The organism is Actinospica sp., from assembly GCF_035552695.1.
Taxonomy (GTDB): Bacteria; Actinomycetota; Actinomycetes; order Streptomycetales; family Catenulisporaceae; genus Actinospica.
Genome location: NZ_DASZKT010000116.1, coordinates 127990 through 151987, shown reverse-complemented (window position 1 = coordinate 151987; position 23998 = coordinate 127990). Strand labels below are relative to the sequence as shown.

At 70.1% G+C, this 23998-nt stretch carries 24 protein-coding genes and 1 pseudogene; 9 read left to right on the top strand and 16 right to left on the bottom strand.

Annotation, left to right across the window (positions count from 1 at the left end):
* Positions 1 to 9 precede the first annotated feature (9 nt).
* Positions 10 to 630, top strand: a complete 621-nt coding sequence (locus tag VG296_RS14770) for a TetR/AcrR family transcriptional regulator (protein WP_325566278.1) — start codon at positions 10 to 12, stop codon at positions 628 to 630.
* Here VG296_RS14770 and VG296_RS14765 read toward each other — a convergent pair.
* Positions 615 to 1037: a TIGR03668 family PPOX class F420-dependent oxidoreductase gene (locus VG296_RS14765; RefSeq protein ID WP_325566277.1), complete on the bottom strand. Its 423-nt coding sequence runs from the start codon at positions 1035 to 1037 to the stop codon at positions 615 to 617. The genes VG296_RS14770 and VG296_RS14765 overlap by 16 nt on opposite strands.
* 23 nt (positions 1038 to 1060) lie before the next feature.
* On the opposite strand from VG296_RS14765, the gene VG296_RS14760 reads away from it, so the two are divergent.
* Together VG296_RS14760 and VG296_RS14755 are read left to right on the top strand one after the other, a co-directional pair.
* Entirely contained in the window at positions 1061 to 1444 is a 384-nt protein-coding gene (locus VG296_RS14760; protein WP_325566276.1) for a DUF6083 domain-containing protein, read from the top strand.
* 135 nt (positions 1445 to 1579) lie between these two features.
* Positions 1580 to 2848 carry an MFS transporter gene (locus tag VG296_RS14755; RefSeq protein WP_325566275.1) on the top strand — a complete coding sequence of 423 codons (1269 nt, stop codon included), beginning with the start codon at positions 1580 to 1582 and terminating at the stop codon, positions 2846 to 2848.
* Here VG296_RS14755 and VG296_RS14750 read toward each other — a convergent pair.
* A complete protein-coding gene (locus VG296_RS14750; RefSeq protein ID WP_325566274.1) occupies positions 2832 to 3332 on the bottom strand; it encodes a hypothetical protein in 501 nt (166 codons plus the stop codon). The genes VG296_RS14755 and VG296_RS14750 overlap by 17 nt on opposite strands.
* Before the next feature lie 165 nt (positions 3333 to 3497).
* Positions 3498 to 4418: an LLM class F420-dependent oxidoreductase gene (locus VG296_RS14745; protein ID WP_325566273.1), complete on the bottom strand. Its 921-nt coding sequence runs from the start codon at positions 4416 to 4418 to the stop codon at positions 3498 to 3500.
* Between the two features lie 104 nt (positions 4419 to 4522).
* On the opposite strand from VG296_RS14745, the gene VG296_RS14740 reads away from it, so the two are divergent.
* The gene (locus VG296_RS14740; protein WP_325566272.1) at positions 4523 to 5869 is read left to right on the top strand and encodes a GH1 family beta-glucosidase; all 1347 of its coding nucleotides are present in this window, start codon (positions 4523 to 4525) and stop codon (positions 5867 to 5869) included.
* A 4-nt stretch (positions 5870 to 5873) separates the two neighbouring features.
* Positions 5874 to 7115 carry an MFS transporter gene (locus VG296_RS14735; RefSeq protein WP_325566271.1) on the top strand — a complete coding sequence of 414 codons (1242 nt, stop codon included), beginning with the start codon at positions 5874 to 5876 and terminating at the stop codon, positions 7113 to 7115.
* Here the strand turns inward: VG296_RS14735 and VG296_RS14730 are convergent, their stop codons facing one another.
* Both VG296_RS14730 and aroQ read right to left on the bottom strand, forming a co-directional pair.
* Positions 7116 to 8075 carry an ATP-binding protein gene (locus VG296_RS14730; RefSeq protein WP_325566270.1) on the bottom strand — a complete coding sequence of 320 codons (960 nt, stop codon included), beginning with the start codon at positions 8073 to 8075 and terminating at the stop codon, positions 7116 to 7118.
* A 96-nt stretch (positions 8076 to 8171) separates the two neighbouring features.
* Complete coding sequence (gene aroQ / locus VG296_RS14725; RefSeq protein ID WP_325566269.1) at positions 8172 to 8630, bottom strand: type II 3-dehydroquinate dehydratase; 459 nt, start codon at positions 8628 to 8630, stop codon at positions 8172 to 8174.
* A gap of 115 nt (positions 8631 to 8745) precedes the next feature.
* Here aroQ and VG296_RS14720 point away from each other — a divergent pair, with 115 nt between their 5' ends.
* Both VG296_RS14720 and VG296_RS14715 read left to right on the top strand, forming a co-directional pair.
* A complete protein-coding gene (locus tag VG296_RS14720; protein ID WP_325566268.1) occupies positions 8746 to 9261 on the top strand; it encodes a hypothetical protein in 516 nt (171 codons plus the stop codon).
* Positions 9262 to 9310: 49 nt separating this feature from the next.
* Positions 9311 to 10969 carry a DUF885 domain-containing protein gene (locus VG296_RS14715; protein WP_325566267.1) on the top strand — a complete coding sequence of 553 codons (1659 nt, stop codon included), beginning with the start codon at positions 9311 to 9313 and terminating at the stop codon, positions 10967 to 10969.
* Between the two features lie 17 nt (positions 10970 to 10986).
* On the opposite strand, the gene VG296_RS14710 is transcribed toward VG296_RS14715, so the two are convergent.
* The 7 genes and pseudogenes from VG296_RS14710 to VG296_RS14685 all read right to left on the bottom strand — a co-directional run bounded on the left by VG296_RS14710 (position 10987) and on the right by VG296_RS14685 (position 17971).
* On the bottom strand, positions 10987 to 11529 hold the full coding sequence (locus tag VG296_RS14710) for a 2'-5' RNA ligase family protein (RefSeq protein WP_325566266.1): 543 nt from the start codon (positions 11527 to 11529) through the stop codon (positions 10987 to 10989).
* A 27-nt stretch (positions 11530 to 11556) separates the two neighbouring features.
* Entirely contained in the window at positions 11557 to 12753 is a 1197-nt protein-coding gene (locus tag VG296_RS14705) for a metallophosphoesterase (RefSeq protein WP_325566265.1), read from the bottom strand.
* Positions 12754 to 12904: 151 nt separating this feature from the next.
* Positions 12905 to 12967: pseudogene (locus VG296_RS32850) on the bottom strand (hypothetical protein); the annotation flags it as partial.
* A gap of 299 nt (positions 12968 to 13266) precedes the next feature.
* Entirely contained in the window at positions 13267 to 13938 is a 672-nt protein-coding gene (locus VG296_RS14700) for a FadR/GntR family transcriptional regulator (RefSeq protein WP_325566264.1), read from the bottom strand.
* Between the two features lie 84 nt (positions 13939 to 14022).
* Positions 14023 to 15360: a Clp protease N-terminal domain-containing protein gene (locus VG296_RS14695; RefSeq protein WP_325566263.1), complete on the bottom strand. Its 1338-nt coding sequence runs from the start codon at positions 15358 to 15360 to the stop codon at positions 14023 to 14025.
* 557 nt (positions 15361 to 15917) lie between these two features.
* Positions 15918 to 16655 (bottom strand): hypothetical protein, encoded by a 738-nt coding sequence (locus VG296_RS14690; protein ID WP_325566262.1) that lies wholly within the window; start codon positions 16653 to 16655, stop codon positions 15918 to 15920.
* Between the two features lie 158 nt (positions 16656 to 16813).
* On the bottom strand, positions 16814 to 17971 hold the full coding sequence (locus VG296_RS14685) for an acyl-CoA dehydrogenase family protein (RefSeq protein WP_325566261.1): 1158 nt from the start codon (positions 17969 to 17971) through the stop codon (positions 16814 to 16816).
* Positions 17972 to 18064: 93 nt separating this feature from the next.
* Between VG296_RS14685 and VG296_RS14680 the strand changes: the two genes are divergently transcribed.
* A complete protein-coding gene (locus VG296_RS14680; RefSeq protein ID WP_325566260.1) occupies positions 18065 to 18703 on the top strand; it encodes a TetR/AcrR family transcriptional regulator in 639 nt (212 codons plus the stop codon).
* Here VG296_RS14680 and VG296_RS14675 read toward each other — a convergent pair.
* The 3 genes from VG296_RS14675 to VG296_RS14665 all read right to left on the bottom strand — a co-directional run bounded on the left by VG296_RS14675 (position 18675) and on the right by VG296_RS14665 (position 21933).
* Positions 18675 to 19568: an aminoglycoside phosphotransferase family protein gene (locus VG296_RS14675; RefSeq protein WP_325566308.1), complete on the bottom strand. Its 894-nt coding sequence runs from the start codon at positions 19566 to 19568 to the stop codon at positions 18675 to 18677. The two genes, VG296_RS14680 and VG296_RS14675, sit on opposite strands and share 29 nt — an antisense overlap.
* Before the next feature lie 21 nt (positions 19569 to 19589).
* Entirely contained in the window at positions 19590 to 20312 is a 723-nt protein-coding gene (locus VG296_RS14670) for a hypothetical protein (protein WP_325566259.1), read from the bottom strand.
* An 85-nt stretch (positions 20313 to 20397) separates the two neighbouring features.
* On the bottom strand, positions 20398 to 21933 hold the full coding sequence (locus VG296_RS14665) for a glycosyl hydrolase family 18 protein (RefSeq protein ID WP_325566258.1): 1536 nt from the start codon (positions 21931 to 21933) through the stop codon (positions 20398 to 20400).
* 178 nt (positions 21934 to 22111) lie between these two features.
* On the opposite strand from VG296_RS14665, the gene VG296_RS14660 reads away from it, so the two are divergent.
* The gene (locus VG296_RS14660) at positions 22112 to 23200 is read left to right on the top strand and encodes an LOG family protein (protein ID WP_325566257.1); all 1089 of its coding nucleotides are present in this window, start codon (positions 22112 to 22114) and stop codon (positions 23198 to 23200) included.
* 44 nt (positions 23201 to 23244) lie between these two features.
* Here VG296_RS14660 and VG296_RS14655 read toward each other — a convergent pair whose 3' ends face one another.
* Positions 23245 to 23961, bottom strand: coding sequence for a gamma-glutamyl-gamma-aminobutyrate hydrolase family protein (locus VG296_RS14655; protein WP_325566256.1), 717 nt, complete (start codon positions 23959 to 23961; stop codon positions 23245 to 23247).
* Positions 23962 to 23998 lie beyond the last annotated feature (37 nt).

Below are 23998 nucleotides of genomic sequence, written 5' to 3'. Positions count from 1 at the left end.
GTACGCCGCGTGGAGCAGTCACAGGAGACGCCGCGCGGCCGCCAGCACCACGGCAACCGGCACGGACGCAGCGAAGACGCGCGGCAGGCGGTGCTGCAGGCGGCCGACGACCTGCTCGTCGCGAAGGGATTCGCGGGCGTCACGATCGAGGGCATCGCGGCGGCGGCCGGCGTGGCCAAGCAGACCGTCTACCGCTGGTGGAGCTCGAAGACGGACGTGCTGCTCGACGCCTTCCTCGAGGACGCCGCCGAGGAACTGACGCCTGTCGACACCGGCGACCTGGAACGCGATCTGCGCGCCCACCTGCGTCACCTGGCGCGCTTCCTCACCAAGGCCGACGCGGGTGCGGTCTTCAAGGCCTTGATCGGCCATGCGCAGCACGACCCGACGTTCGCCGCCACCCTGCGCGCGCATTACCTCGACGAGCAGCGCCGCCGCGACCGGCTTCCCCTCGAACGGGCCGTCGAGCGCGGCGAACTACCCGCGGGATTCGACACGGCCGCCGCCGTGGACCAGCTCGTCGGGCCGATCTACCACCGCGTTCTGGTCACCGGCGACTCGGTGAACAATGCGTTCGTGGACGGCATCGTCGAAGCCTTCGTGCGCCGGTACCGTCAGGACCCTGCGTAACGCCAGCCGCTCCACCGGCCGACCGCGATCTCCACGACCGGACCGTCCATGGCGACGTCCGCATATTGCGGGTAGCGGGCTCGGAGCAGGTCACGCGGCGCCGCGACGTCGCCCGCGAGGACCCGCGCGCGACCGTCGGCGCGCACCCACCACAGCCGCTCCCAGTCCTCGTCGTACTCGTCGACCAGCAGGCTGACCTGCGGGTTCTCCTCGATATTGCGCAGTCTCCTGAGACGCGCGGAGGTCTTCGGCTTGGCATCTACGGCGAAGTAGACGCGATCGTCCGCGACGGCGAACGTGACGGGCACCAGATGCGGCGCGCGGTCGGCGCCGGCCGTGGCCAGCCGCGCGACCCGCGCGCCCCCGAACGCGGCCCGGCACTCGTCCTCGGTAAGCGCATGGTCCATGGAGCTCAGACTAGGGTGGGAGCGTGCAGGATGCGCTGTGGGACTCCGAGCCGGAGGGCGGCGGCCCGACCGCGCCGCAGCGCCCGCCGGCCCGCGAGCCGCACCGTTACCGGCGCCGCGGCCTGGACCGTTGCCCGAAGTGCGATCAGCCGGTCGAGGTCTTCCCGATCGCCCTGGCCGAGGGGTACGACGCGGTGGTGCCGGGCGAGTATCCGAGCGCGCGGGTTCCGGAGGACGCGGCCAGGCACCTCGTGCGCGGGCAGCTCTGGGCCGGCCGGGACTCGGGCGGCTGGAGCCGGATCCACCACCGCGCGGTCTGCCCGGACGAGGCGATGCCGGAGGATCCGGAACTGCTGCGGATGTGGCGCATGCTGCGGGTTCGAAAGCGGGCCCGCTCGGAGGGATGACCGAAGGACCACGCGGCGGCCGTCGGGGTCATCGTCCGACGGCCGCCGCGTGGCGACTCACGCGCTCGCACGAACCGTATCCAGCCCGTTCCTCCTTCCGCCGCCCCGGTCCTCAAGAAGCTCTCGGAGACAGTGATGCGCCGTTTCGGGCCAACTGATTCGCAGGACAGCCGAATCTCACCGATACGAGCGAGTGGTCGGCTGACCGACTCTCCGGAACCCGCGCGCGGCACGCTCTCCAACGCGACCGTGTGGCTGCTCGCGATCGCCATCGGGTCCACCGCCGCGAACCTCTACTACGCGCAGCCGCTGCTCGCGTACATCCGAGACGACCTGCGCCTGAGCTCGGCCGGCGCGGGCCTGACCGTGACCGTCACGCAGTTCGGGTACGCCCTCGGCCTCATCCTCGCCGTGCCGCTCGGCGACTTGTTCGAACGCCGCCGCCTGGTGACGATCATGTGCTGCCTGGAGGCGGCCACGCTCGCGTTCTGCGCCACGTCCACGGCCGGCACGGAGTTCTACGTCGCGAGCGCGCTGATGGGCGTGTTCGCGGCCACGGCGCAGATCCTGGTCGCGTTCTCGGCCCACCTCGCGGCGCCCGAGCAGCGCGGCCGGGTCGTCGGCACGGTGATGAGCGGGCTGCTGCTCGGCATCCTCGCCGCCCGGACCGTCGCCGGATACCTGGCGCAGCTCGGCGGCTGGCGCTCGGTCTACTGGTTCGCGGCGGGGCTGATGCTGCTGCTCGCGCTCACGCTGCGGTTCCGGCTGCCGCAGGGACCGCCGGTCACGGACCTTCGTTACAGTGCCCTGCTTCGCTCGGTGTTCTCGCTGATGCGCGAGGAGCCGATGCTGCGGATCCGCTCGCTCTACGGCGCGCTCGCGTTCGCCGGGTTCAGCGCGCTGTGGGCGCCGCTCGGGCTGATGCTCGCCGGGCCGCCGCACCACCTGTCCACCGGCCTGATCGGCCTGTTCGGCCTCGTGGGCATGGCCGGCGCGCTCGCCGCACCGATCGCCGGACGCAGCGCCGACCGTGGCGGCTCCGGTCGCACGACGATCCTCGCCGCGGTGCTGCTCACGCTGTCCTGGCTGCCGACGGCCTTCGGCCACACGTCGATTCCGCTGCTGGTGCCGGGTATCGTCGTGTTCGACCTCGCCTGCCAGTCGATGCACATCACCAACCAGTCCGAGATCTACCGGCTACGCCCGGACGCTCGCAGTAGGCTGACATCCGCCTACATGACCTGCTACTTCACCGGCGGCGTGATCGGCTCGGCACTCGCCAGCGTGCTCTACGCGGCGGACGGCTGGACCGGCGTGTGCGTGCTGGGAGCCGCGTTAGGCGCGTGCACCGTCCTGCTCTGGCTCTGGCAGACGTTGCGGGCGGGGCCTAGATCGGCTTCGTGAAGCCGCAGGCGTACCACAGCCTCCTGCGATACTCGGCGGCGGTCATCGCCTTGCCGACGGGTATCCCGGCCGGGAGCTTGCGGCTGTTGAAGTACACGCAGTCGCAGATGCGGCAGTAGAGCGCGCGGGCGTGCGTCTTGTGCACGAGGGGCTCGGCGCCGCGCATCCGGTTGCGGTTGAGCCGCGTCTGCCAGACACCCAGTATCGCGAAGGTGACCGCGAAGACGACGAAGAGCGCGGCGGCCTGGTACCAGCCGGTCGAGGGGGCGAGCAGCCAGGCGACGACACCGAGGGCGGCGCAGCCGGCGGCGCACAGCCAGAGCCCGGACCAGGCGGCGCGGCCGGGCAGCCGGATGTCGAGCCGTCGGGCCCCGATCGACAGCGCAGTGTCACCGGCCAGTGACACTACGCTTACGACCCCGTTCGCGCACGCGCAACTCGGGCAGTGCTGCGGCGTCGTGGCCTCCGGGGCCGACTGATCCATGGCGTCCGTTATAGCAAGATTCACCCCGCGCCGGTATGACAATCGTCCAAAAGTCGCCTAAAGAAATGCAGAGAATGCGGTTCAGCGCGGCTGTGAACGGCGCTCCGACCCGGCAGCACCCCGGGTCGGAGCGTGCGGCGCGCGGCCGGACGCCGTCGGATCCGGTCAGACCCGGGACAGGATCTCGGCCGCGGTCAGCTCGAGGTGTTCGAGGTCTGACAGGTCGAGCACCTGGAGGTAGGCGCGCTCGGTGCCGATCGCGGCGAAGCGCTCGAGCTTCGCCACGACCTCGGCCGGGGTGCCCGCGAGGCCGTTGGCGCGCAGCTCGTCGACCTCGCGGCCGATCGCGGCGGCGCGCTTGGCGAGCTCCGCCTCGTCCCGGCCGACGCAGAGCACCTGCGCGATCGAGTGGGTCAGCGTCTTCGGGTCGCGGTCGATCTTCCGGCAGGCCTCGTCGACGCCGTCGAAGCGCGCGCGGGTCTCGTCCACGTTGATGAACCCGGCGTTGAAGTCCGACGCGTAGCGCGCGGCCAGCCGCGGGGTGCGCTTGAGGCCGCCGCCGCCGATGATCACCGGGATCTGCGGCTGAGCGGGCTTCGGCAGCGCGGGGCTGTCGGCAAGCCGGTACTGCTCGCCGGTGAAGCTGAACGTCTCGCCCACCGGCGTGCCCCACAGGCCGGTGACGATCGCCAGCTGCTCCTCGAGCAGCGCGTGCTTGTTCTCCGGGAACGGGATGCCGTACGCGGTGTGCTCCTCGTCGAACCAGCCGGCGCCGAGGCCCAGCTCCACGCGGCCGCCGGACATGGCGTCGACCTGCGCGACGGAGATCGCGAGCGGCCCGGGCAGCCGGAAGGTCACCGGGGACACGAGCGTGCCGAGCCGGAGCCTCGTGGTCTCCCTGGCGAGGCCGGCCAGGGTGATCCACGCGTCGGTCGGCCCGGGCATACCGTCGACCGAGCCCATCTTCAGATAGTGGTCCGAGCGGAAGAAGCCGTCGAAGCCGAGTCGCTCCGCGGCCTTCGCCACCGTCAGCTGCGTTTCGTAGCTCGCGCCCTGCTGGGGTTCGGTGAAGATTCTCAGTTCCATGGCCACCATCCTTTCATCGCCCGAGTCTTGCGCGAGGGCAGGCGGTGCCCGACACTCTTCTGAACGCGAGTTCATATTCGTCTTCGCCGAGGAGAGCACAACCCATGGTGCTTCCCCAGTTCCCCGCCGGCTTCCGCTGGGGCGTTTCCACCGCCGCGTACCAGATCGAGGGCGCGGTGCACGAGGACGGGCGGGGGCCGTCGATCTGGGACACCTTCGCGCACACCGAGGGCCGCGTCAAGAACGGCGACACCGGCGACGTGGCCTGCGACCACTACCATCGCTGGCCCGAGGACGTCGCGCTCATGGCGGAGCTCGGCATCGACACGTACCGCTTCTCGATCGCCTGGCCGCGCATCCGGCCGACCGGTTCGGGTCCGGCGAACGTCGCTGGGCTCGACTTCTACGACCGCCTCGTCGACGGGCTCCTGGAACGCGGCATCAGGCCTCTGCCGACCCTCTTCCACTGGGATCTGCCGCAGGCCCTGCAGGACCTCGGCGGCTGGATGAACCGGGAGACCGCGTTCCGCTTCGCCGACTACGCGGCCGTCACCGCGGCCCGGCTCGGCGACCGCGTCAAGAGCTGGATAACGCTCAACGAACCGATCGTGCACCTGAGCTACGGCTACGCGTTCGGGATGCACGCGCCGGGCGAGGCGCTGATGTTCGACGCGCTGCCCGCCGCGCACCATCAGCTGCTGGCGCACGGTCTGACCGTGCCGGTTCTGCGCGCGTACGGCGCCGAGGAGATCCTGATCTCCAACAACTGCACGCCGGTGCGGGCCGCTTCGGAAAGCGCGGAAGACGTTGCCGCGGCCGAGATCTACGACGCCTTCCACAACCGCCTGTTCAACGACCCGATCCTGCTGGGTACGTACCCTGATCTGAGCGCGGTCGGCCTGCCGAACAACCCCGTCCACGTCAAGCCCGGCGATCTCGACATCATCAGCACTCGAATCGACGGCCTCGGCGTCAACTACTACAACCCGACGCTGATCGCGGCCGCGGATGCCGCCGCGACCGGCCTTCCCTTCGACTTCCGCGAGATCGAGGGCGTGGTGACGACCGCGTTCGGCTGGCCGGTGGTTCCCGAGGGCCTGACCGAGCTGCTCGTCGGCCTCAAGGCGCGATACGGCGACGCGTTGCCGCCGATCACGATCACCGAGAACGGCTGCTCGACGGCGGACGAGCCCGGCGTGGACGGCGCGATCCACGACGTGGCCCGCATCGACTATCTCTATGCGCACATCAGTGCCCTGCACGAAGCGATGGCCGCCGGTGTGGACGTGCGCGGCTACCTGACCTGGTCGCTGCTGGACAACTTCGAGTGGGCCGAGGGCTACGACCAGCGCTTCGGCCTGGTACGCACCGACTTCGAAACCCTCAAGCGGACACCCAAGGACTCTTATCACTGGTTCCAGTCGGCCCTCATCGCGCAGAACAAGGACTGAGCCGTTGACCATCGTCGAGCCCGCGCTCGGCGCACCGGGCGTCCGCGTGCGGCGGGGCTGGATCAGCCTCCTGTCGATCGCGAACCTAGGCCTCTACATCGGCTATTTCGGACCGCTGCAGGAACTCCTGCCGAACCAGGTCCAGGACATCGACCCCGCGCACAAGACGACCGCGCTCGGCATCGTCACGGCGGTCGGCGCGCTCGTCGCCGTGCTGGTCGGGCCGTTGGCCGGGGCCGCGTCCGACGCCACGTCCTCCCGCTTCGGCCGACGCAGGCCGTGGATCGCCGGCGGCGCGCTGCTCGGCTGCGCGGGCCTGGCGCTGCTCAGCGGACAGCACGGGCTCGTCGGCGTCACCCTCGGCTGGTGCGTCGCGCAGGCCGGGCTCAACGCGATGCAGGCCGGGCTGAGCGCCGCCGTCCCCGACCAGGTGCCGGTGGGCCAGCGCGGGCTGGTCTCCGGCTGGGTCGGACTCACCCAGTCCCTCGGCGTCGTCGTCGGCGTCGCGCTGGTCGCGGAGATCATCACCGGCCAGGTCTCCGGCTACCTGGCGGTCGGCGTCCTCGTGCTCCTCACCGCGATTCCGATGACGCTGCGGCACTCGGATCCGCGCATCCCCAAGGACCGGCTGCCCAGGTTCGACGCAAGCTCGGCCTTCGCCGTCTTCCGCTTCCCGTTCCGGCAGTACCCCGATTTCGCCTGGGCGTGGGGCACGCGCTTCCTGGTACAGCTCGGCAACGCGCTCGGCACGCTCTACCTGCTCTACTTCCTGCGCGACAAGATCAAGTATTCGGATCCTAATAACGGACTACTGATACTGGTTCTCGCCTACACCGCCACGACGCTGCTCACGGTCGTCGTCGGCGGCGTGCTCTCGGACCGCTCCGGCCGACGCAAGCCCGCGGTCATCTTCTCGGGCTACGCGATGGCCGCCTCGGCCTTGCTGCTGGCGGTATGGGAGACGTGGACCGGCGCGATCGTGTGCGCGGCGCTGCTCGGCCTCGGCTACGGCGTGTACCTCGCCGTGGACCAGGCGCTGATCACCCAGGTGCTGCCGAGGGCCGAGGACCGGGCGAGGGACCTCGGCATCATCAACATCGCCAGCTCCGCGCCGCAAGTGCTCGGTCCCGCGCTCGCCGCGCCGATCGTCACCTATCTCGGAGGATATCCGAGCCTTTACGTGTCGGTCGCGGTGGTCACGATCCTGGGGTCCGTCTTCGTCACGCGGATCCGCGGCGTCGAGTGACTAGACCAGCGGGCTGACGTACTCCGGGTCGATCTGCAGCGCCACGTCCGTCCCCGCGGCACGGTTCGCCCAGGCCAGCGCGTTCTTGGTGTGGAACAGGTGGGCGAGCGAGGTCATCCGGTCGTTGTCGCGCACGGCCCCGTCCACCTCGGCCAGCATCCGGGTGAGCAGCTCGAATCCGCCCGGCTCGAAGGTCGAGAACTCCGGCCGCTGCCCGCGATCCAGGGCCCTGATGTACCGCGAGTCGCCCATCCAGCCGACCAGCGCGTCGCCGATCTCCGCGCGCAGGAAGGCCACGTCCTCGTCGTCCACGACCTTGTTCCCGACGACGCGCACCGAGATCCCGTACTCCGCCGCGTAATCCGTGTACTGCCGGTAGACCGACACGCTCTTGCGCGTCGGCTCGACCACCAGGAACGTGACGTCGAACCGGGTGAACAGCCCCGAAGCGAACGCGTCCGCGCCCGCCGTCATGTCGAGCACGCAGTACTGGCCTGGTCCGTCGACGAGGTGGTTGAGATAGAGCTCCGCGGCGCCGACCTTCGAGTGGTAGCAGGCCACGCCGAGGTCCTGCTCCGCGAACGCCCCGGTCACCATGAGCCGCGCGCCCGCCAGCTCTCCCGCCAGCCGCAGCGTGCACCACTCGTCCAGCGGAGAGTCCTCGGCGAAGCGGACCAGTCGCGAGCCGGATCCGGGCGGCGTCGTCTTCACCATCTCGTCCGCGGAGGCGATCCGCGGGTTCGAGCCGCGCAGGAACTCCTTGATCTCCGGCAGCACCGCACTCATCGGCGTCAGCGCGTCGACCTGCTCCGGGTCCAGGCCCAACGCCGCCCCGAGGTGCTGGTTGATGTCCGCGTCGATGGCCACGACCGGTCGTCCCAGGCGGGCCAGCTCCCGAATCAGCAGCGCGGACAGAGTCGTCTTGCCGCTGCCGCCCTTGCCCACGAACGCGATGCGCACGATGCCGCCCTCAGCTCCCAGACTTTGAAAGTCGTTTTCAATAAGATGGGAGACAGTGTGCCAGACCAACCTGAGGGTCCGTCAAATCCGTGTCGCTCAGCCGGGTGACCCGAGCAGGTGGCACACCCGCGCGATGGCCAACGCGTACCCCTGCACGCCGCACCCGGCGATCACGCCGTCGGCCACGGACGAGACGTATGAGTGGTGGCGGAACGGCTCGCGCTTGTGGATGTTGGAGATGTGCACCTCGACGATCGGCTTGCCGTCGAGGGCGGCCAGCGCATCGTGCAGGGCGACCGAGGTGTGCGAGTAGCCGGCCGGATTGATGATCACACCATCGTGCTTGGTGCGCGCCTCCTGGATCCAGTCGATGAGCACGCCCTCGTGGTTGCTCTGCCGGAAGACCGCGGTGCGGCCGTACTCGGCGGCGGTCTTCACGCACAGGGCCTCGACGTCGGCGAGCGTGTCACGGCCGTAGATCTCCGGCTCGCGGGTGCCGAGCAGGTTGAGGTTGGGGCCGTTGAGGATGAGCAGCGGAAGCTTCGATGCGGTCACAATCATCCATCTTGCCGCACAGCGGAGTCGGCCACCGTGCGCTCGGGGATAGACTCGCGCGCCAACGACGGCCGCCGGCGTACGGCGGCCCCGAGCGGAGGGACCCGATAAACCCATGACCAGCCTCTACGAGCACATTCCACACCCACACGTGCACGCACGCACGGCGGCCGGCCCGGTCAAGGTGGCCGACCAGCACGACACCGGGACCGCGGCGGCCCGCGTCAACACCTGGCTGGCCATCTGGATCACCAAGATCGTCGGCTCGATGTGGTGCGCCTACGCCTTCGGCATCATGGACCTGTTCAGCCTGCCGGCCGCCATCCGCGGCGGCACGGGCACACTGATCGCCTGGATCGCGCAGACCTTCCTGCAACTGGTCCTGCTGTCGATCATCATGGTCGGCCAGAACGTGCAGGCGGGCGCGGCGGACAAGCGCGCCGAGGCCACCTACCACGACGTCAGCGTGCTGCTGCACGAGAACGCCCAACTGCAGGCGCACCTCATCGCCCAGGACCGGCTGCTGACGATGATGGCGCAGAAGCTGGGCCTCGAGCCGGTGCCGGTCATCGACCTGCCGGAGGGGATCGACGCCCGCACCGACGAAGAGTGCGACGAGCCCGAAAACTAAGTGAAAACGGCGCGCCGCGGGGCCGGACGACGGGTTAGGGTCTCACACCATGAGCACCCTCAACCAGATCGCCGAGGACTACGTCGAGCGGGCGGCGGCCCTCAACTCGATCCTCGCCACCTACGCGGGAATCGCCGGGCATGACGACGAACTGCCCGACCTGACCACGGACGGCTTCGACCAGCGCTCCGAACTCGACCGCGCGACCCTCGCCGCCGTCGACGCCCTGACCCCGCAGACCGACGCCGAGCGCGTCGCCCGGCTGGCCATGGTCGAGCGCCTCGGCCTGGCCGTGGAGACGCACGAAGCGGGGGACGACACGTCCGCGCTCAACGTGATCGCCAGCGGATTCCACGAAGTGCGCGGGTCCTTCGACCTGATGGCCACCGAGGGCGAGGAGGCGCAGCGCAACATCGCCCGCCGGATGGCCGCGGTGCCGCGCGCGTACCGGGAGCTCGGGCAGACGCTGCTGGACTCGGCGCGGGCCGGTCGGCGCCCGGCGCGACGGCAGGTCGTCGAAGTGGCCAAGCAGTTCGCGAGCTGGACGAAGCCCGGCGCGGGCGTCTACGCGGGCCTCGTGAGCACCCTCGACGCCTCGGGTGCGCTCAAGGACGAGCTCGACGGGGCCGCGCGGGCCGCCGAGCAGGCCACCGCCGAGGCTGCCGGGTTCCTCACCCGCGAACTGCTCCCGCTGGCCGTGGCCGAGGACGCGGTGGGCCGTGAGCGCTACGCGCGGGCCTCCCGGGATTTCCTGGGCGCCGCGCTGGACCTGGACGAGGCGTACGCCTACGGATGGTCCGAAGTGCACCGGCTCGCCGCCGAGCAGAGGCGCGTGGCCGGGCTCATCAAGCCGGGCGCGTCCGCCGACGAGGCGATGGAGCTGCTCGACAACGACCCGAAGCGGCGCATCGCCGGCCGGGAGAACTTCCGGGAGTGGATGCAGGATCTCGCGGACCGGACCATCGCGGAGATGCACGGCGTGCACTTCGACATCCCCGAGCCCGCCCGGCGCATCGAGGCCCGCCTCGCCCCGACCGGCGACGGCGGCGTGTACTACTCCGGCCCGAGCGAGGACTGGTCGCGCCCCGGCCGGATGTGGTGGTCGGTTCCGGAGGGCATCGACGAGTTCTCCACCTGGCAGGAGGTCACCACCGTCTACCACGAGGGCGTCCCCGGCCACCACCTGCAGATCTCCGCGGCCGTCGCGAATCAGGACTCGCTCAACCGCTGGCAGCGCCTGCTGTGCTGGGTCTCCGGCCACGGCGAGGGCTGGGCGCTCTACTCCGAGCGGCTGATGGAAGAACTCGGATACCTCGAGGACCCGGGCGCACACATGGGCATGCTGGACGGGCAGATGCTGCGCGCGGCCCGCGTGGTCGTCGACCTCGGCGTGCACCTGCGACTGGAGGTGCCGCGCGGCGCGGGCTGGCGCGAAGGCGAGACGTGGAACTCCGAGCTGGCCTGGGAGTTCCTGCGCGCGCACTCCCGCATGGAGGACGCGAACCTGCGCTTCGAGCTCAACCGCTACCTCGGCTGGCCCGGCCAGGCGCCGTCCTACAAGCTCGGCGAGAAGATCTGGCTGGAGGCCCGCGCCGAAGCCAAGGCGCGCAAGGGCGACGCGTTCAGCCTGAAGGAGTTCCACAGCCGGGCGCTCGCGCTCGGCTCGCTCGGGCTCGACCCGCTGCAGGAAGTCCTCAAGACCCTCTGAGTCCAAGACCCTCCGAGTCAGAGTTCGGAGAGCGGGAAGCTCTCCCGCACGTTCCAGCGGCTGCCGTCGTAGATCAGCAGGTCGACGGCAGCCGCCCGCGTACGCAGCGGGAGCCGGGTCCCGAGTTCCCGCGCCACGTCCTCGTACTCGGCTTCGGTCCGGTCGTACACGACGCTCGCATGCGGCGTCGCGTCCGGATACTTGCCCGCGTACGGCGGGCACTGCGGCCAGCGCTCGTACACCGCGGCGGTCATGTCCCGGAACGGCTGCTCCGGCTCCGGCGCCAGGTAGAGCACCGTGGGGAAGCGCGCGGCCTTCGCGAAGGTGACGTCGAAGGCCGCGAAGCCGGCGAACAGCGTCCGCAGTTCGCCGAGAACGCCCTCGTCGATCTCGGAGTCCGGCAAGAACGGCACGAGGATGGTGACGTGAGTCGTGAACCCGTCGTGCGGCCACCAGTCGATCCACGGCTTCAGGTGCGGAGCCACGTCCGGCAGCTGAAGCAGTAGAGCGCTGGTGCCGACGGCCGGCTCGTGGGCTTCGTTGCTCTCCTCGTTCGCCATGTGCGCATTCTTCCCCACGGACGCCGCCTAGTGCGCGACAGCCACCTTCTTCGACGCGTCGCTCAGCCAGCCGTCGCGGCGCGGGCGGACGGCCTTGAAGCTGTCGTAGGCGATCGGCGCCGGGTACGGGTTCGCCGAGGTCGCCGCCGGGGTGTGGTAATAGGTCATGGTGATCGAGGTCTGATCCCCCGGGTGCGCGCCGGGGTCGACGTCGAATACCGCGATGCCCCACGGGAACGTGGTGTTCGGGTCGCGGACCGCGGACCAAGTGGCGTCCTCGGTCTCGTTCGCGGCCACCTTGTAGGCCTCGTACTCGGTGTAGATCTGCGCGATCGGCACGCCGCCCGCGTTCGGGTCCGGGGCGCCGTACACGTCGTCGTGCGACGAGGTGCCGCCACCGCCGAGGACGAGTTGCACGAGGCCCTTCGAGGTGTCCACGACGTTCGTGTCGGTCGAGACGACGGCCGGGCGCAGGTACGTGCCCGAGTCGGTGCCGCGCACGGCGTACGTGCGCTCATAGTCGTGGTCGTGTCCGGCCAGCACCAGGTCCACGCCGTACTGGTAGAACAGGTCCATGAACTGCTGACGAATGCCCAGGTCCCCGCCGGAACCGCCGGCGGACGAGGACATCGCCGGCTGGTGCATGTACGCGATGATCCAGTCGACCGAGTCGTCGCAGCGCGCGCCGGCCAGGGTGCGCTCCAGCCACGCCGTCTGCGCGCCGTTGCTGTAGCCGCGGTTGTAGATGACCTGGCCGGTCGTGGCGTCGTAAGCGCCCGAGTTCTGGTAGACGACCTCGTTGTTGTCCAGCGAGACGAACAGCACTGAGCCGACCTGGAACTTGTACCAGTTGTTCGGGTACTTGGTCTCATTGTCCGGCAGCGTGTACCGGGTCAGGTAGGAGCTGTAGCCGAGGTCGCCGTTGCCGATCTCGATCTCGTGGTTGCCGAGCGCGGGCATCCACGGCCGGCTCGCGGAGGAGACCTGCGTGTTGTTCATGAAGTCGGCCCAGCAGCCGGGCTGGTTCGCCTGGTTGACGTTCGCGTACGACAGGTCGCCGTTCATCAGGTGCACGACGGGCTCGAACTGCTCGACCTGATGCACGGCGGTGACGCCGTTGACTGAGGACTTCGACCAGACCGGGTTGCCGGACCCGAGGTCGCCGAAGCTGGTGAAGCGGAAGGCCCGTCGGCCGACCGGCGCGGTGCGGAACGTGCCCTGCACCGGGGTCGCGCCGTCGTGTGTGACCTCGTAGACGTAGTGGGTGTCCGGACGCAGGCCGCTGATCCGGGCGTGGTGCGTGATCGTCTCGGCGGTTCAGGCCGTCGGTGTACGTGCGGGTCTCGGCCCCGATCGTGCGCCCGAAGCCGCCGGACGGGGTGCCGAGGCGCAGTCGCGGACGGCTGACCGAACCCGCGGTGGCCCAGGAGGCGGTCATCTCGGTGGCGGCGTCCTGCCCGAACTGGAGGTGCAGCTGCTCCGGATTCACGGTGCCGGCGACGGCCGGCTGCAGCCAGATGGTCGGTCCGGCTGCGAGGATGAGTCCGCTGGCCGTGGCCCCGCGCAGCAGCGAACGACGGGATATCGCTTCCACTCGTACGTCTCCTTCGACTGTCCGTCGGCGGGTCCGGCGAACAACCGATGCTTACATTCGCGCACTACCTCGGTGGAACACGGAGGTGGACGGCGGGAGACCGGGAGACGGCTTGCAGAAGTCTGAGATGGAACCGACAGTTTTCAGAGCACGGACGCCAGCCAGCGCTCCACGTTGGCGATGTGCACGGTGGACCACGCGCGGGCCGCCTCGGCGTCGCCGGCCTCGAGCGCCTCGAGGATCGCGGCGTGCTCGGCGAGGGTGCGCTCGAGCGCGGCGGGCTCGGTCAGGCCGCGCCACACGCGGGCGCGCATCGTCGGCGTGGACAGGCCCTCCAGCAGGGAGCACAGGATCCGGTTGCCGGTGGCGAAGGTGATTCGGCGGTGGAACTCCACGTCCGCCGCGATGAGCTTGTCGATGCCGTCCGCGGGCTTGGCCGAGTCCAGCACGACGCGCAGTTCGGCCAGCTGCTCGGGCGTGGCGGTGCGCGCGGCCAGCGCGGCGGCCGCGGGCTCCAGGATCCGGCGCACGGCGAGGAACTCCAGCACCTGGTCGTCGCGGTGGAAGTCCACGATGAAGCTCAGCGCCTCGAGCAGCAGCGGGGATTCGAGACTGGTCACGTACGTCCCGTCGCCCTGCCGCACGTCCAGGATGTTCATCAGCGACAGCGCCTTGACCGCCTCGCGCAGCGAGTTGCGGGACAGGCCGAGGTCCGTGGCGAGATCGGCTTCCTTGGGGAGGCGCTGGCCGGGCTGCAGAGCCCCGGACACGATCATGCCCTTGATCTTCTCGATGGCCTCGTCGGTGACCGCCAAGGTGCCGTGCCTCCTTTGGGACGGAGCGGGGTGCGGCGGCCACAGTATGTCCAAGCGTGGCGGGGTGTCCACTCCGTGAAATCGTCAGGCGGCGCCGCGCAGTTGTCCCTCGCCCAACACGGGGGTGTCGCCGCCCGGCTCCTCGCGCACCACGAGTCGTGCGGCGGCCGTGTCGATCAGATCCACCGCGCCGCCGGGCAGCGCCCGTCCGCCGAGCACATGCGGCGCGAGTTCGATCGCCGCGCCCAGCGCCGAGTCGTCGATCGTGATCCCGTGGAATTCCTGCAATCCCGGGCGCAGCAGTTCGAGCACGTCGAGGGTGTGCGCGGCGCTCGCCTCGCCGACTTCGACGGCGTCGAAGCGCCCGGCCAGCGTCGGGAAGCCCTGCTCGAACCGGTCCCTGCCCTCGGCCGAGGCCGTGACGACGAGCGGCGATTCCGACTCGGCGAGGCTGGCGAGCGCCATGACGATGCGTCCGCCGGACAGGTCGTCCGCGCGCAGCAGCATGTCCAGGTCCTCGACGAGCACGACCGGCGAGGCGCCGCGTCGCACGATGCGGTCGACGCCGGTGCGCAGGGCCGCGAGATCCAGCTCGACGACCTGCGCGCTGCCCAGCGAGGCCGGGCCGCGATTGGCCGTGAGAGTCTGCGTCAGGCCGCGTACGAGTGCTGATTTGCCGCAGCCGCTCGGGCCGACGAGCAGCGCGTTGTTGCGCTCGCGCCGGGCCAGCACCGCGAGCAGCTGTCGCGTCTCGGCGGCCCGCTCCGCCACCGGATCCGTCGAGCGCACCGGCGGACGCGGGGCCGCGATCGGCGAGTACTCGGCGAACTCCCGCGGCCGGGTGCCCGGTCCCCTGGCGAAGCCGCGGCGCTGCAGGAATCCGGGCATCGGGAATCTGGGCTCGAATCCCGTCGGCTCCTCGCGCTCGCGCGCCCGCTCGGCGGAGGCGGAAGCCTGAGCCTGCAGCGGTTCGCGCTCTTCCGGCGGCTGCTGCTCGTACAGCGTGATGACGGTCTGCCGCACCTCGTCGAGGGACTTGCCGAGCTTCGCCAGCACCTGAGCGGCGACGCCCTGGCCCTCGCGGATCAGGCCGAGCAGCAGATGCTCCGTGCCGATGTAGTCCGTGCCGAGTTGCAGCGCCTCGCGCAGCGCGAGTTCGAGCACCTTCTTGGCGCGCGGGGTGAACGGGATGTGCCCGGACGGCGCCCGTTCGCCGGGGCCGATGATCATCATGATCTGCTCGCGCACGGCTTCCAGCGACACGTCGAGCTCCGTCAGCGCCTGCCGCGCCAGTCCCCGGTCCTCGTGCAGCAGGCCGAGCAGCAGGTGCTCGGTCCCGATGTAGTTGTGATTCAGCAGCCGCGCTTCCTCCTGGGCCAGCACGACGACCCGGCGCGCCAAGTCGGTGAACCGCTCGAACATCCGCTTCCGCCCCGTCCTCTCCGCCCTTACCTTCGCGAGGAATCGCACGGTACTGGCAATTCTCACAGTACCTCGCAAATGCGGAAAAGGGGCGGGTCCCGGCGGAATGTCCATCCGCCGGGACCCTGATCCCTTGCCGGGCGCCGCGTGGATCATGTGCGGCCGCTCCCGGTCCCTGGGTCCGTCGAATTGCACACCCCGACACTTTTAAGAACGCGGATCATTCTGATCAGACGTGCGGCCCTTCCATTGGGCCTACCGCGCCGTGAAGAGGCGCGGGCCGGAGTCGAACCGGCAACTCACGTGCTCGTCCGCGTCCGTTCGATTCGGGGATCGACGGCGATGACCGAGTCTCGAGCGAGAGTCTGAGTTTGCGGGGCGACGCCGCCTCTGCCTTGGGCTACCCCGGCAGGTGTGCCGGGGGCAGGACTCGAACCTGCACCGTTACGCCGCTTCGTCAGTCTGATCACTGAGTTTCAGTCTGCGCGCGGTGTGCGCGCCGCCCTCCCGGGGCTCAACCGGGAAGGAGTCTGCGTGGTGGGAATCGTGCTGGTGCGTCAGCCGAAGAGGTAGCCGAACACGGCCTCGCCGACGCGCTGGTCGGCGATCTCGGTGCCGTTGGCCTCCTCACGGGCGAACTTCACGGCCTGCTGCAGCTTCTCCACCCGGTCAAGCAGCTCGTTGACCCGCCGGGCGGGCAGCGCGCCGGAGAACTTCACGGTGGTCCAGTAGCCGATGGTCATGTCCTCGTAGTAGACCTCGACCTGCGCCGGGTGCTTCTCCGTCGCCTCGGCCTTCACGTGGTTACGCGGCACGCGCTTGGTGCGGTAGGTCTGCACCGGCTCGGTCTTCCAGCTGTCCGTGGACAGGTCCTGCACCCAGGACTCGCCGGCATCGAGCACCGGCAGCTTCTTGATGAAGGTGTGCAGGTCGGTCAGCTGCTTCTCCAGGAAGAGCAGGTAGGTCACCGGCACGTCCTTGAGCAGTACGGTGCCGTCGACCGTGATGTCGGCCTTGGCCACGCAGTTGGCCCAGTCCTTCGTCGCCGTGACGTCGAACAGCCGGGTCAGCGTCGCGGAGGTCTTGCGCAGCACCTCCTCGGCTTTCACCTGCACCTTGGTCGACTCCGGCGGCAGCTGCTCGCCCTCGTCGTCCTTCGGCTGGTAGCTGCGCGAGATGCCGGACAGCAGCGCGGGCTTGAGCAGCAGGTGGTGCGCCTCGGTCAGCTCCGAGAAGGACTTGCCCTTGACGCCCTTCTCCACCGCGATGATCTGGTTCAGCTTGGCCGTGGCCATGCCCGCCCCCTCCGCCGCACAGCCTCGTGCCGCGCTTCGTATTCGTTCCCTGTCCCCTTGACGAGCGCCAACGGTATGGTACGGCCGCGGCCGCCGTCAAAGTCTTTCCGCCGCCTTATCAGGGCTCGATGCCTCAGCGCGGCGGTTTCACCCAGCGCCTACAGCCCGAGCGACTTCGCGACGATCGTGCGCATGATCTCCGAGGTGCCGCCGTACAGCCGGGACACGCGCGTGTCGGCGTACAGGCGGGCGATCGGGTACTCGTTGATGTAGCCGTAGCCGCCGTGCAGCTGCAGGCACTTGTCGATGATCCGCCCGGCCGCCTCGGTGGTGAAGATCTTCGCGGCGGCCGCGTCGGCCGGGGTGAGCTTGCCCTGGTCGAACAGTTCGATCGCGCGGTCGGTCAGCGCCTGCGCGGCCTGGTAGTCGGACTCGCAGTCGGCGAGCACGAACTTCGTGTTCTGGAACGAGGCGATCGGCTGGCCGAAGGCCTTGCGCTCCTTGACGTAGTCCACGGCGAAGCGGATCGCCGCACCGGCCTGCGCGGTCGAGCCGACCAAGATGGCCAGCCGCTCCTCGACCAGGTTGTGCGTCAGGTACTTGAAGGCCTGGCCCTCCTCGCCGAGCAGGTCCTCGACCGGCACCTTGACGTCCTGGAAGGCCAGCTCGGCGGTGTCCGAGGTCTTCAGGCCGATCTTGTCCAGCTTCTTGCCGACGCTGTAGCCCGGGGACTTGGTGTCCACGAACAGGATCGTCAGGCCGCCGCGGCGGTTCTCCGGCGTGGCCGGGGAGGTGCGGGCGACGACGAGCACCCGGTCGGCCAGCACGCCGCCGGAGATGAAGGTCTTGGCCCCGTTGAGCACGTAGTGCGTGCCGTCCGCGGAGAGCTTGGCGGTGGTCGCGATGCCGGCCAGGTCGGAGCCGGTGCCCGGCTCGGTCATGGCGAGCGCGCCCATCATCTCGCCGCTGATGAACCCGGGCATCCAGCGCCGCTTCTGCTCCTCGCTCGCGAAGGCCAGCAGGTAGGGGCGCACCAGGTTGACGTGGATGCCCGCGGCGCCGAAGGTCACGCCCGCGCGGGCGGTCTCCTCCATCAGGATGGACTCGAACTTGTACGAGGTCTCCCCCGCGCCGCCGTACTCCTCCGGCACGTTGATGCCGAACACGCCGAGCTCGCCGAGCTTGTTGTAGAAGTCGCGCGGCGGGTGGCCGTCCTTCTCCCACTCGCTGTACTCCGGCGCCACCTCGGACTCGATGAAGTCCCGGATCATGGCGCGGAACGCCTCGTGGTCCTCGTTGTAAATGCTCCGGAGCACCGCCGAACCCCTATCCTGTCTCTCGCCAACTCAACGAACGCTCGTTAAGCTACTCGCCAGTAGTACTGCTTGTCCATCCCCGGAGGAGTCCCCGTGACGGTTCGCCCCGCAGGCCACCAGGCCCTGCTCGCCGCCGCCTCGACGCAGTTCGCCGACCGGGGATTCCACGCGGTCTCCATCCGGGAGATCGCCGCGGCGGCAGGGGTGAGCCTGTCCGCCTTGTACCACTATTACCCGAGCAAGCAGGCGCTGCTCGCGGCCCTGCTGCACGAGGGCATGGACGACTACCAGGCGCGCTGCGCGGAGGCCCTGGCCGAGGCCGGGCACGATCCGGCGCGCCGGCTCGCCGCGGTGGTCGGCGCGACGGTGCGCTACCGGGCCGAGCGCTCGGAGGCGAGCCTGCTGCTGATGAACGAGGCGCGCGCGCTGGAACCCGAGGAGCGGGAACGGTATCGGGCCAGGCAGCGCGAGGCGAGCGCCAGGTTCCGCGGGCCGATCGACGCGGGCGTCGCGGCGGGGATCTTCACCACTCCGTACCCGGACGACGTGCGCCGTTCGATCATCGCGTCCTGCAACGCCGTGGCCCAGTGGTATCGCCCGGACGGCCCAGACTCGTTGGACGATCTGGTGGAGCACAACATCTATTTGGCGTACACCCTTCTGGGCTACGAGCGCCGTACGCCGTCCTCCAGGACCAGGCCGCTCAGCAGTCGTCTTCGAGCAGACGGCTGAGCGTCACCACACCCATCCGGTGCATCGCCGCGTTGGTCTCGCGGTAGTACCAGGCCGCGCCCATCGCCTGCTGGAATGCCCACGCCCGGCCGCGCCGCCATTCGAGCTCGCCGCAGCCGAGCTCCGCGCGCAGCCGCCGCCGGGGGCCGGCGGCCAGCAGATGCCAGGCGCACACCAGATCCAGCGCCGGATCCGCGGGCCCGAAGCCGCCCACGTCCAGCACGCCCGCGAGCCGATCGCCCGCGACGAGCACGTTGCCGGGGATCAGGTCGCCGTGCGTCATCGCGTCAGCGGACTCGCGCGGCAGTTCCCGCAGTTCGGACCACATCCGGCGGAGCCGCGGTACATCCAAGAGGTCCTCGCTCCTCGCGAAGCAGGTCTCCATCCACGCGTCGTGCGGCTTCAGATCCCCGCCGCGGCCGCCGCCGCCGCCGAACGTGCGGCCTCGTGTCTCGACGGCGCGCACGTCGCGGATGAGCTCGGCGAGGTCGCTCGCGAACGCCACCGAGTCGGCCGGGTCGTCCGGAGTCGCGACGCCACCCGGAATCCAGGTCTGCACCGACCACGGGAGCGCATAGTCGCGGCCGGGCTCGCCGACGGCGACCGGCTCGGGCGTGCGGAACCGCGTACGCCCGGCCAGCTCGCGCGCAGCTTCCGCCTCGCGTAGCAAGCTGCGTCGCGTCTCGTCGATGCCGGCGGACTGGAGCGGGAACCGGGCCGCGAGGCCGTCGCCGATCCGGAAGATCGCATTGACAGTGCCCTGCGACGCCACGGCGCGGACGGGAAGTCCGCGCCACTGCGGGAACTGCTCGTCGACCAGCCCGCGCACCGTCTCGGTGGAAACCGTCAGCTGATCGTCATGCATTCGCACGGCACGAGCGTAGCGTCAGACCCGGAAGAACTCGCTGGTGCCGGCGTCCTTGAGGCGGCCGTCGTCGCGGCGGGCGTGCCGCAGCTCCTCGAGGTTCTCCAGGCTGAGCGTGCCGGTCTCCTCGACGAGGGTCTTCTCCTCACCGCTCATCGTCTCGGGCTCGGGCTGCGGGACGACGCGGTTGACCGAGTACGCCAGGGCCGCCGCGACGCCGGGCAGCCAGCCGACCAGCGCGCCGACCAGCGCGATCGTCGCCGCCTGGAGGGCCAGCACGTCGCCGGTCGTGGTGTGCGCGGACACGGCGGCGAACGCGACGCGGGATCCCGCGCCGTGGTCCACGAGGCCCGCGGCGAGCCCGGCGAACGCGCCGGTGAGCGTGGTCACGCTCCACACCCCGACGATCAGCGAGGAATTGGCCCGGCGCAGGGCGAGGCCGCCCGCGAGCGCCCGGGTGCCGATCAGGATCAGCAGCGGCCAGACGAGGTCGAGTACGAATGCCGCGATCCACGGATGCGTGCCGCCGAGCTGCGCGCTGCCCGTGGTCCAGTGGAAGACCTGGAGGGTGCTCGCGAGCAGCGGAGCCGAACTGAATCCGGAGTCCTTCGGCAGAGCACTGATGGTGTGATAGCCCCAGGGCTCGCCGAGGCCCGCCGTGGCGGCGAGCGCGACTCCGGCCGCCGCGAAGGCGATGCCCCAGCGGCGGCGCGGGGAGAGCGTCGACAGGTAGGTGCGTGCCATGGCGGCGAGCCTGACACGCACCCCCTGCCGCTACAAGGTCTGGGCCGCAGCCTTTACCAAAGTATTGAGTAACAGGGCGGTCACGTTAGGGGAGCGACTTCAGGTACGGGCCGACGGTGTTCGCGAAGGCGTAACCGCTGGACGCGTCCCAGTTGATCGACCAGTCCATCGCGCCGCCGATACCTGGCCAGGCGCTCGGCGGCACGAAGCTGCCGCAGTTCGCCTTGGCGGCCAGGCAGTCGAGCTCCGCGTTGACCGTCGAGGGCGAGACGTAGCCGCCGTCGGGACCCGCCGCGCTGGTGGCGGGCAGGCCGATGCCGACCTGGCTCTGGCTCAGGCCGCCCTCGAACTGGGTGCAGGCGAGCGCGGTGACGAAGTTCTCCGTGGCCTCGGCGTAGACGTTGCCGTCGCAGCCGTTCATCGTGCCGCTGTTGTAGTACTGGGTGAAGGAGATCGTCAGGATGCTCTTGATGTCCAGAGCGAGCGCGAAGTAGTCCGAACCGGTGGACTGCATGTCGATCGTCTGCGGCGCGAGCGTGATGATCAGCGAGGAGCCCGCGAGGTTGTGCAGGTCCTGAAGCGCCTGCGCCATGTACGTGGGGGTCACGCCGTTCTCGAGGTCGATGTCCACGCCGTCGAAGCCGTACTGCTTCATCAGGCTGTAGGCGCTGTTCGCGAAGTTCGTCGCGGCGCTCGACGAGGCGACGGAGATCGTGCCGTTCTGACCGCCGATCGAGAGCAGCACCTTCTGGCCGCGCGAGTGCAGCGTGGCCACGTCCGCGGTGAACTGGGCGTCCGTGTATCCGCCGAGCGCCGAGGACAGGCCCGAGTCGACGGAGTAGGTCACGCCGCCGTCGTTCGCGGAGTCCGTCGAGGCGAAGGCGACGTCGACGAGGTTGTAGCCGGTCGGCACCGAGGCGAGACTCAGCGCCGGGGCGGTGTTGGTGAAGTCCTGCCAGTAGCCGGCGAGCACGTGCGCGGGCAGGCCGCTGTTGCCGCCGGTGCCGCCGGTGGAGGTCGGCGTGGGCGAGGCGGTGGTCGTGGTCGGCGAGGGGGACGGGCTGGCCGTCGTCGGGGTGGGCGACGGGCTCGTGCTGGTCGATCCGGAGCCGGCCGCACCGGTCAGCGTGAGGTTGTCGGCGTAGTACGTGCCCTGGGCGTACCAGCCGTGCGTGTAAATGGTGACAGAGGTCTGCGACGCGCTGGTGGTGAAACTCATGGAAAGCTGCTGCCACGAGGTGGCCGAGGGAGTCCAGGTGTCCGAGCCGCCGGTCACGCCGAGGTACACGTACGCGCCCTCGAACTCGCCGGACAGCGAGTAGCTGCTGTTCGGCTGGACCGAGACGGTCTGCGTGCACTGCGCGTCGTCGGAGGAGGTGGCCGCTCCGGCGAGCGCGTACGTGTCGCCGGAGTAGACCGGAGAGGTCACGACGGAGCCGGTCCCCGAGTCGCAGGTCCAGCCGTTCAAATTGCCGCTGCTGAAACTTCCGTTCGTCAGCAGGTTGCTGGACGCGGCCTGCGCCTGGGTGGCGAAGACCGCCCCGACGACCGCGACCGAGGCCGCCGCGGCCACGGCCAGCGCGGCCCGGACACGCTTGTCCGTATGTTGATTTCGAGCCATGGGTGTGGGAGGTCCCTTCACGCGGACGGCCTCGGCGCCACACTGCGCCGCAGTGCCGTACAGCGAAGATTGGACTAGACCATTGGACACGTCAAGCCCCTTGGCCCTAAGAAAAGGTCAATCCAGGCTTGTGCAAACGCCGAGTCGGATCACCGCTCTGGCGATAGACTCGGGCCTCGTGGTGGAGATCGAGTCGCTCGCGCAGTTCGACAGTTACGTCTCGCGGCATCCGGGCAGCCTGGCGGGCTGCCGGATTCAGGCGGTCGATCTCCGAGAACGAGGATGGGAACTGAGAACCTCGGACATCGAGGACAGCGCGTTCCTCGGCTGCGAACTGAGCGAGACCGTGGCCGCCGACCTGCGCCAACGCGGCGCGCTGGTCTTCCCGCCGACGCCGCGGCTGCCCTTCGACCCGTACCGCGTCGGCCTCTACTCGCCCGAGGAATTGTACGAGGGCGTAGATACGAAGCCGTATGAACAGACCCCTGACGCGCTCGCCTACCGCTGGGACCAGGAGCCGCGCGGACGGGAGGACGTGCTCGCCCTGGCCCTGCGCGGCCTGCACGACGACTCGATCGAGGACGCGCTCGACGAGTGGGCCGCGGGCCGCCGCGTCATCGGCGTCATGGGCGGCCACGCCCTCGAGCGCGGCACCGACGGCTACACCCAGGCCGCGCTGCTCGGCCGGAGCGTCGCGCGGGCGGGATTCACGGTGGCCACCGGCGGCGGCCCCGGCGCCATGGAGGCCGCGAACCTCGGCGCCTACCTCGCCCCGTACCCCGACGAGGCACTGACTCAGTCCCTTGCGATGCTCGCCGGAGTCCCCTCGTTCCGCCCGGAGGTCACGCCCTGGGCCCGCACCGCGTTCGCCGTGCGCACGGTCTACCCCCGCGACCGCGCCGGCGAGTCCCTGTCGGTACCGACGTGGTTCTACGGCCACGAGCCGCCGAACCCCTTCGCCACCACCATCGCCAAGTTCTTCTCCAACGCCCTGCGCGAGGACGTTCTGCTGGCCAGGGCCAACTCCGCCGTCGTCATCCTCCCCGGCGCCGCCGGCACCGTGCAGGAGATCTTCCAGGCCGCGACCCCCGCCTACTACGGCACCGCCAACGCCCGCCGGATGATCCTCGTCGGCGTGTCCTACTGGACCCGCACCCTCCCCGCCTGGCCGCTGCTCCGCAACCTCGCCGAGGGCAAGCCCATGGCCAAGACCCTCCACCTCGTCGACACCGTCGCCGAGGCGAGCATCCTGCTCTCCCGTCCGTAGCCCGGCCGGTGGTTGCAGATCGCCGGCCGGCTCGCGGCCCTGAATCAACCCGCTGACGCGGCGCGGACGAGGGCTGCGAAGAGGGCGGGGTCGTCGCGGGCCTCGGGGTGCCATTGGACGCCGAGCAGGAAGCGGCGGTCGGGGTTCCAGACCGCCTCGACGGTCTCGTCGAGGGCCCAGGCGGTGGCCTTGAGGCCGTCGCCGAGCAGGTCGATGGCCTGGTGGTGGTAGCAGGGCACGTCGACGGTGGGGCCGAGCAGGGAGCCGGGCATGGCGGCGGTGTCCAGGCGGACGCGGACGGTGCCGAACACGCCGGGGGCGGGGCGGTGCCGCTGGCCGCCGGCGAGCTCGGGCAGGTGCTGCACCAGCGTTCCGCCGCAGTGGACGTTGATCAGCTGCATGCCCCGGCAGATGCCGAAGACCGGGAGGTCCACCCGCAGCGCCTCGGCGAGCAGCGCGAACTCCCAGGTGTCCCGGTCGGACTGGAAGCGCTCGGCGTACGGATCGGGAGCGGCGCCGTAGCGCACCGGCTCGATGTCCGGGCCGCCGGTGAGCACCAGGCCGTCCAGCGCGGCGACGATGCTGGCCGCCGCGTCGTCCTCGCTGAGCGGCAGCAGCACCGGGACGCCGCCCGCCTGGGTGAGTAAGTCCACGTAATTGTGCGGCAGCAGCGCCGCCTGCGTGTGCCACACGCCCCAGGAGGCGTGCTCGCGATAGGCGGTCAGGCCTATCAGGGGGCGCCGCGCCGGGGGCGAATGCATGTTCACATTAGTGGGTGTTTCCCACCTCGGGCCGGTT

Excerpts from the sequence above, each read along its gene's own strand:
- VG296_RS14745 (WP_325566273.1), bottom strand. The coding sequence starts at position 4,418 with ATGGAACTGAGAATCTTCACCGAACCCCAGCAGGGCGCGAGCTACGAA.
- VG296_RS14695 (WP_325566263.1), bottom strand. The coding sequence starts at position 15,360 with ATGTTCGAGCGGTTCACCGACTTGGCGCGCCGGGTCGTCGTGCTGGCC.
- VG296_RS14755 (WP_325566275.1), top strand. The coding sequence starts at position 1,580 with ATGCGCCGTTTCGGGCCAACTGATTCGCAGGACAGCCGAATCTCACCG.
- VG296_RS14665 (WP_325566258.1), bottom strand. The coding sequence starts at position 21,933 with ATGGCTCGAAATCAACATACGGACAAGCGTGTCCGGGCCGCGCTGGCC.
- VG296_RS14715 (WP_325566267.1), top strand. The coding sequence starts at position 9,311 with ATGAGCACCCTCAACCAGATCGCCGAGGACTACGTCGAGCGGGCGGCG.
- VG296_RS14750 (WP_325566274.1), bottom strand. The coding sequence starts at position 3,332 with ATGGATCAGTCGGCCCCGGAGGCCACGACGCCGCAGCACTGCCCGAGT.
- VG296_RS14675 (WP_325566308.1), bottom strand. The coding sequence starts at position 19,568 with ATGCATGACGATCAGCTGACGGTTTCCACCGAGACGGTGCGCGGGCTG.
- VG296_RS14710 (WP_325566266.1), bottom strand. The coding sequence starts at position 11,529 with ATGGCGAACGAGGAGAGCAACGAAGCCCACGAGCCGGCCGTCGGCACC.
- VG296_RS14740 (WP_325566272.1), top strand. The coding sequence starts at position 4,523 with ATGGTGCTTCCCCAGTTCCCCGCCGGCTTCCGCTGGGGCGTTTCCACC.
- VG296_RS14690 (WP_325566262.1), bottom strand. The coding sequence starts at position 16,655 with ATGGCCACGGCCAAGCTGAACCAGATCATCGCGGTGGAGAAGGGCGTC.
- VG296_RS14720 (WP_325566268.1), top strand. The coding sequence starts at position 8,746 with ATGACCAGCCTCTACGAGCACATTCCACACCCACACGTGCACGCACGC.
- VG296_RS14670 (WP_325566259.1), bottom strand. The coding sequence starts at position 20,312 with ATGGCACGCACCTACCTGTCGACGCTCTCCCCGCGCCGCCGCTGGGGC.
- VG296_RS14655 (WP_325566256.1), bottom strand. The coding sequence starts at position 23,961 with ATGCATTCGCCCCCGGCGCGGCGCCCCCTGATAGGCCTGACCGCCTAT.
- VG296_RS14765 (WP_325566277.1), bottom strand. The coding sequence starts at position 1,037 with ATGGACCATGCGCTTACCGAGGACGAGTGCCGGGCCGCGTTCGGGGGC.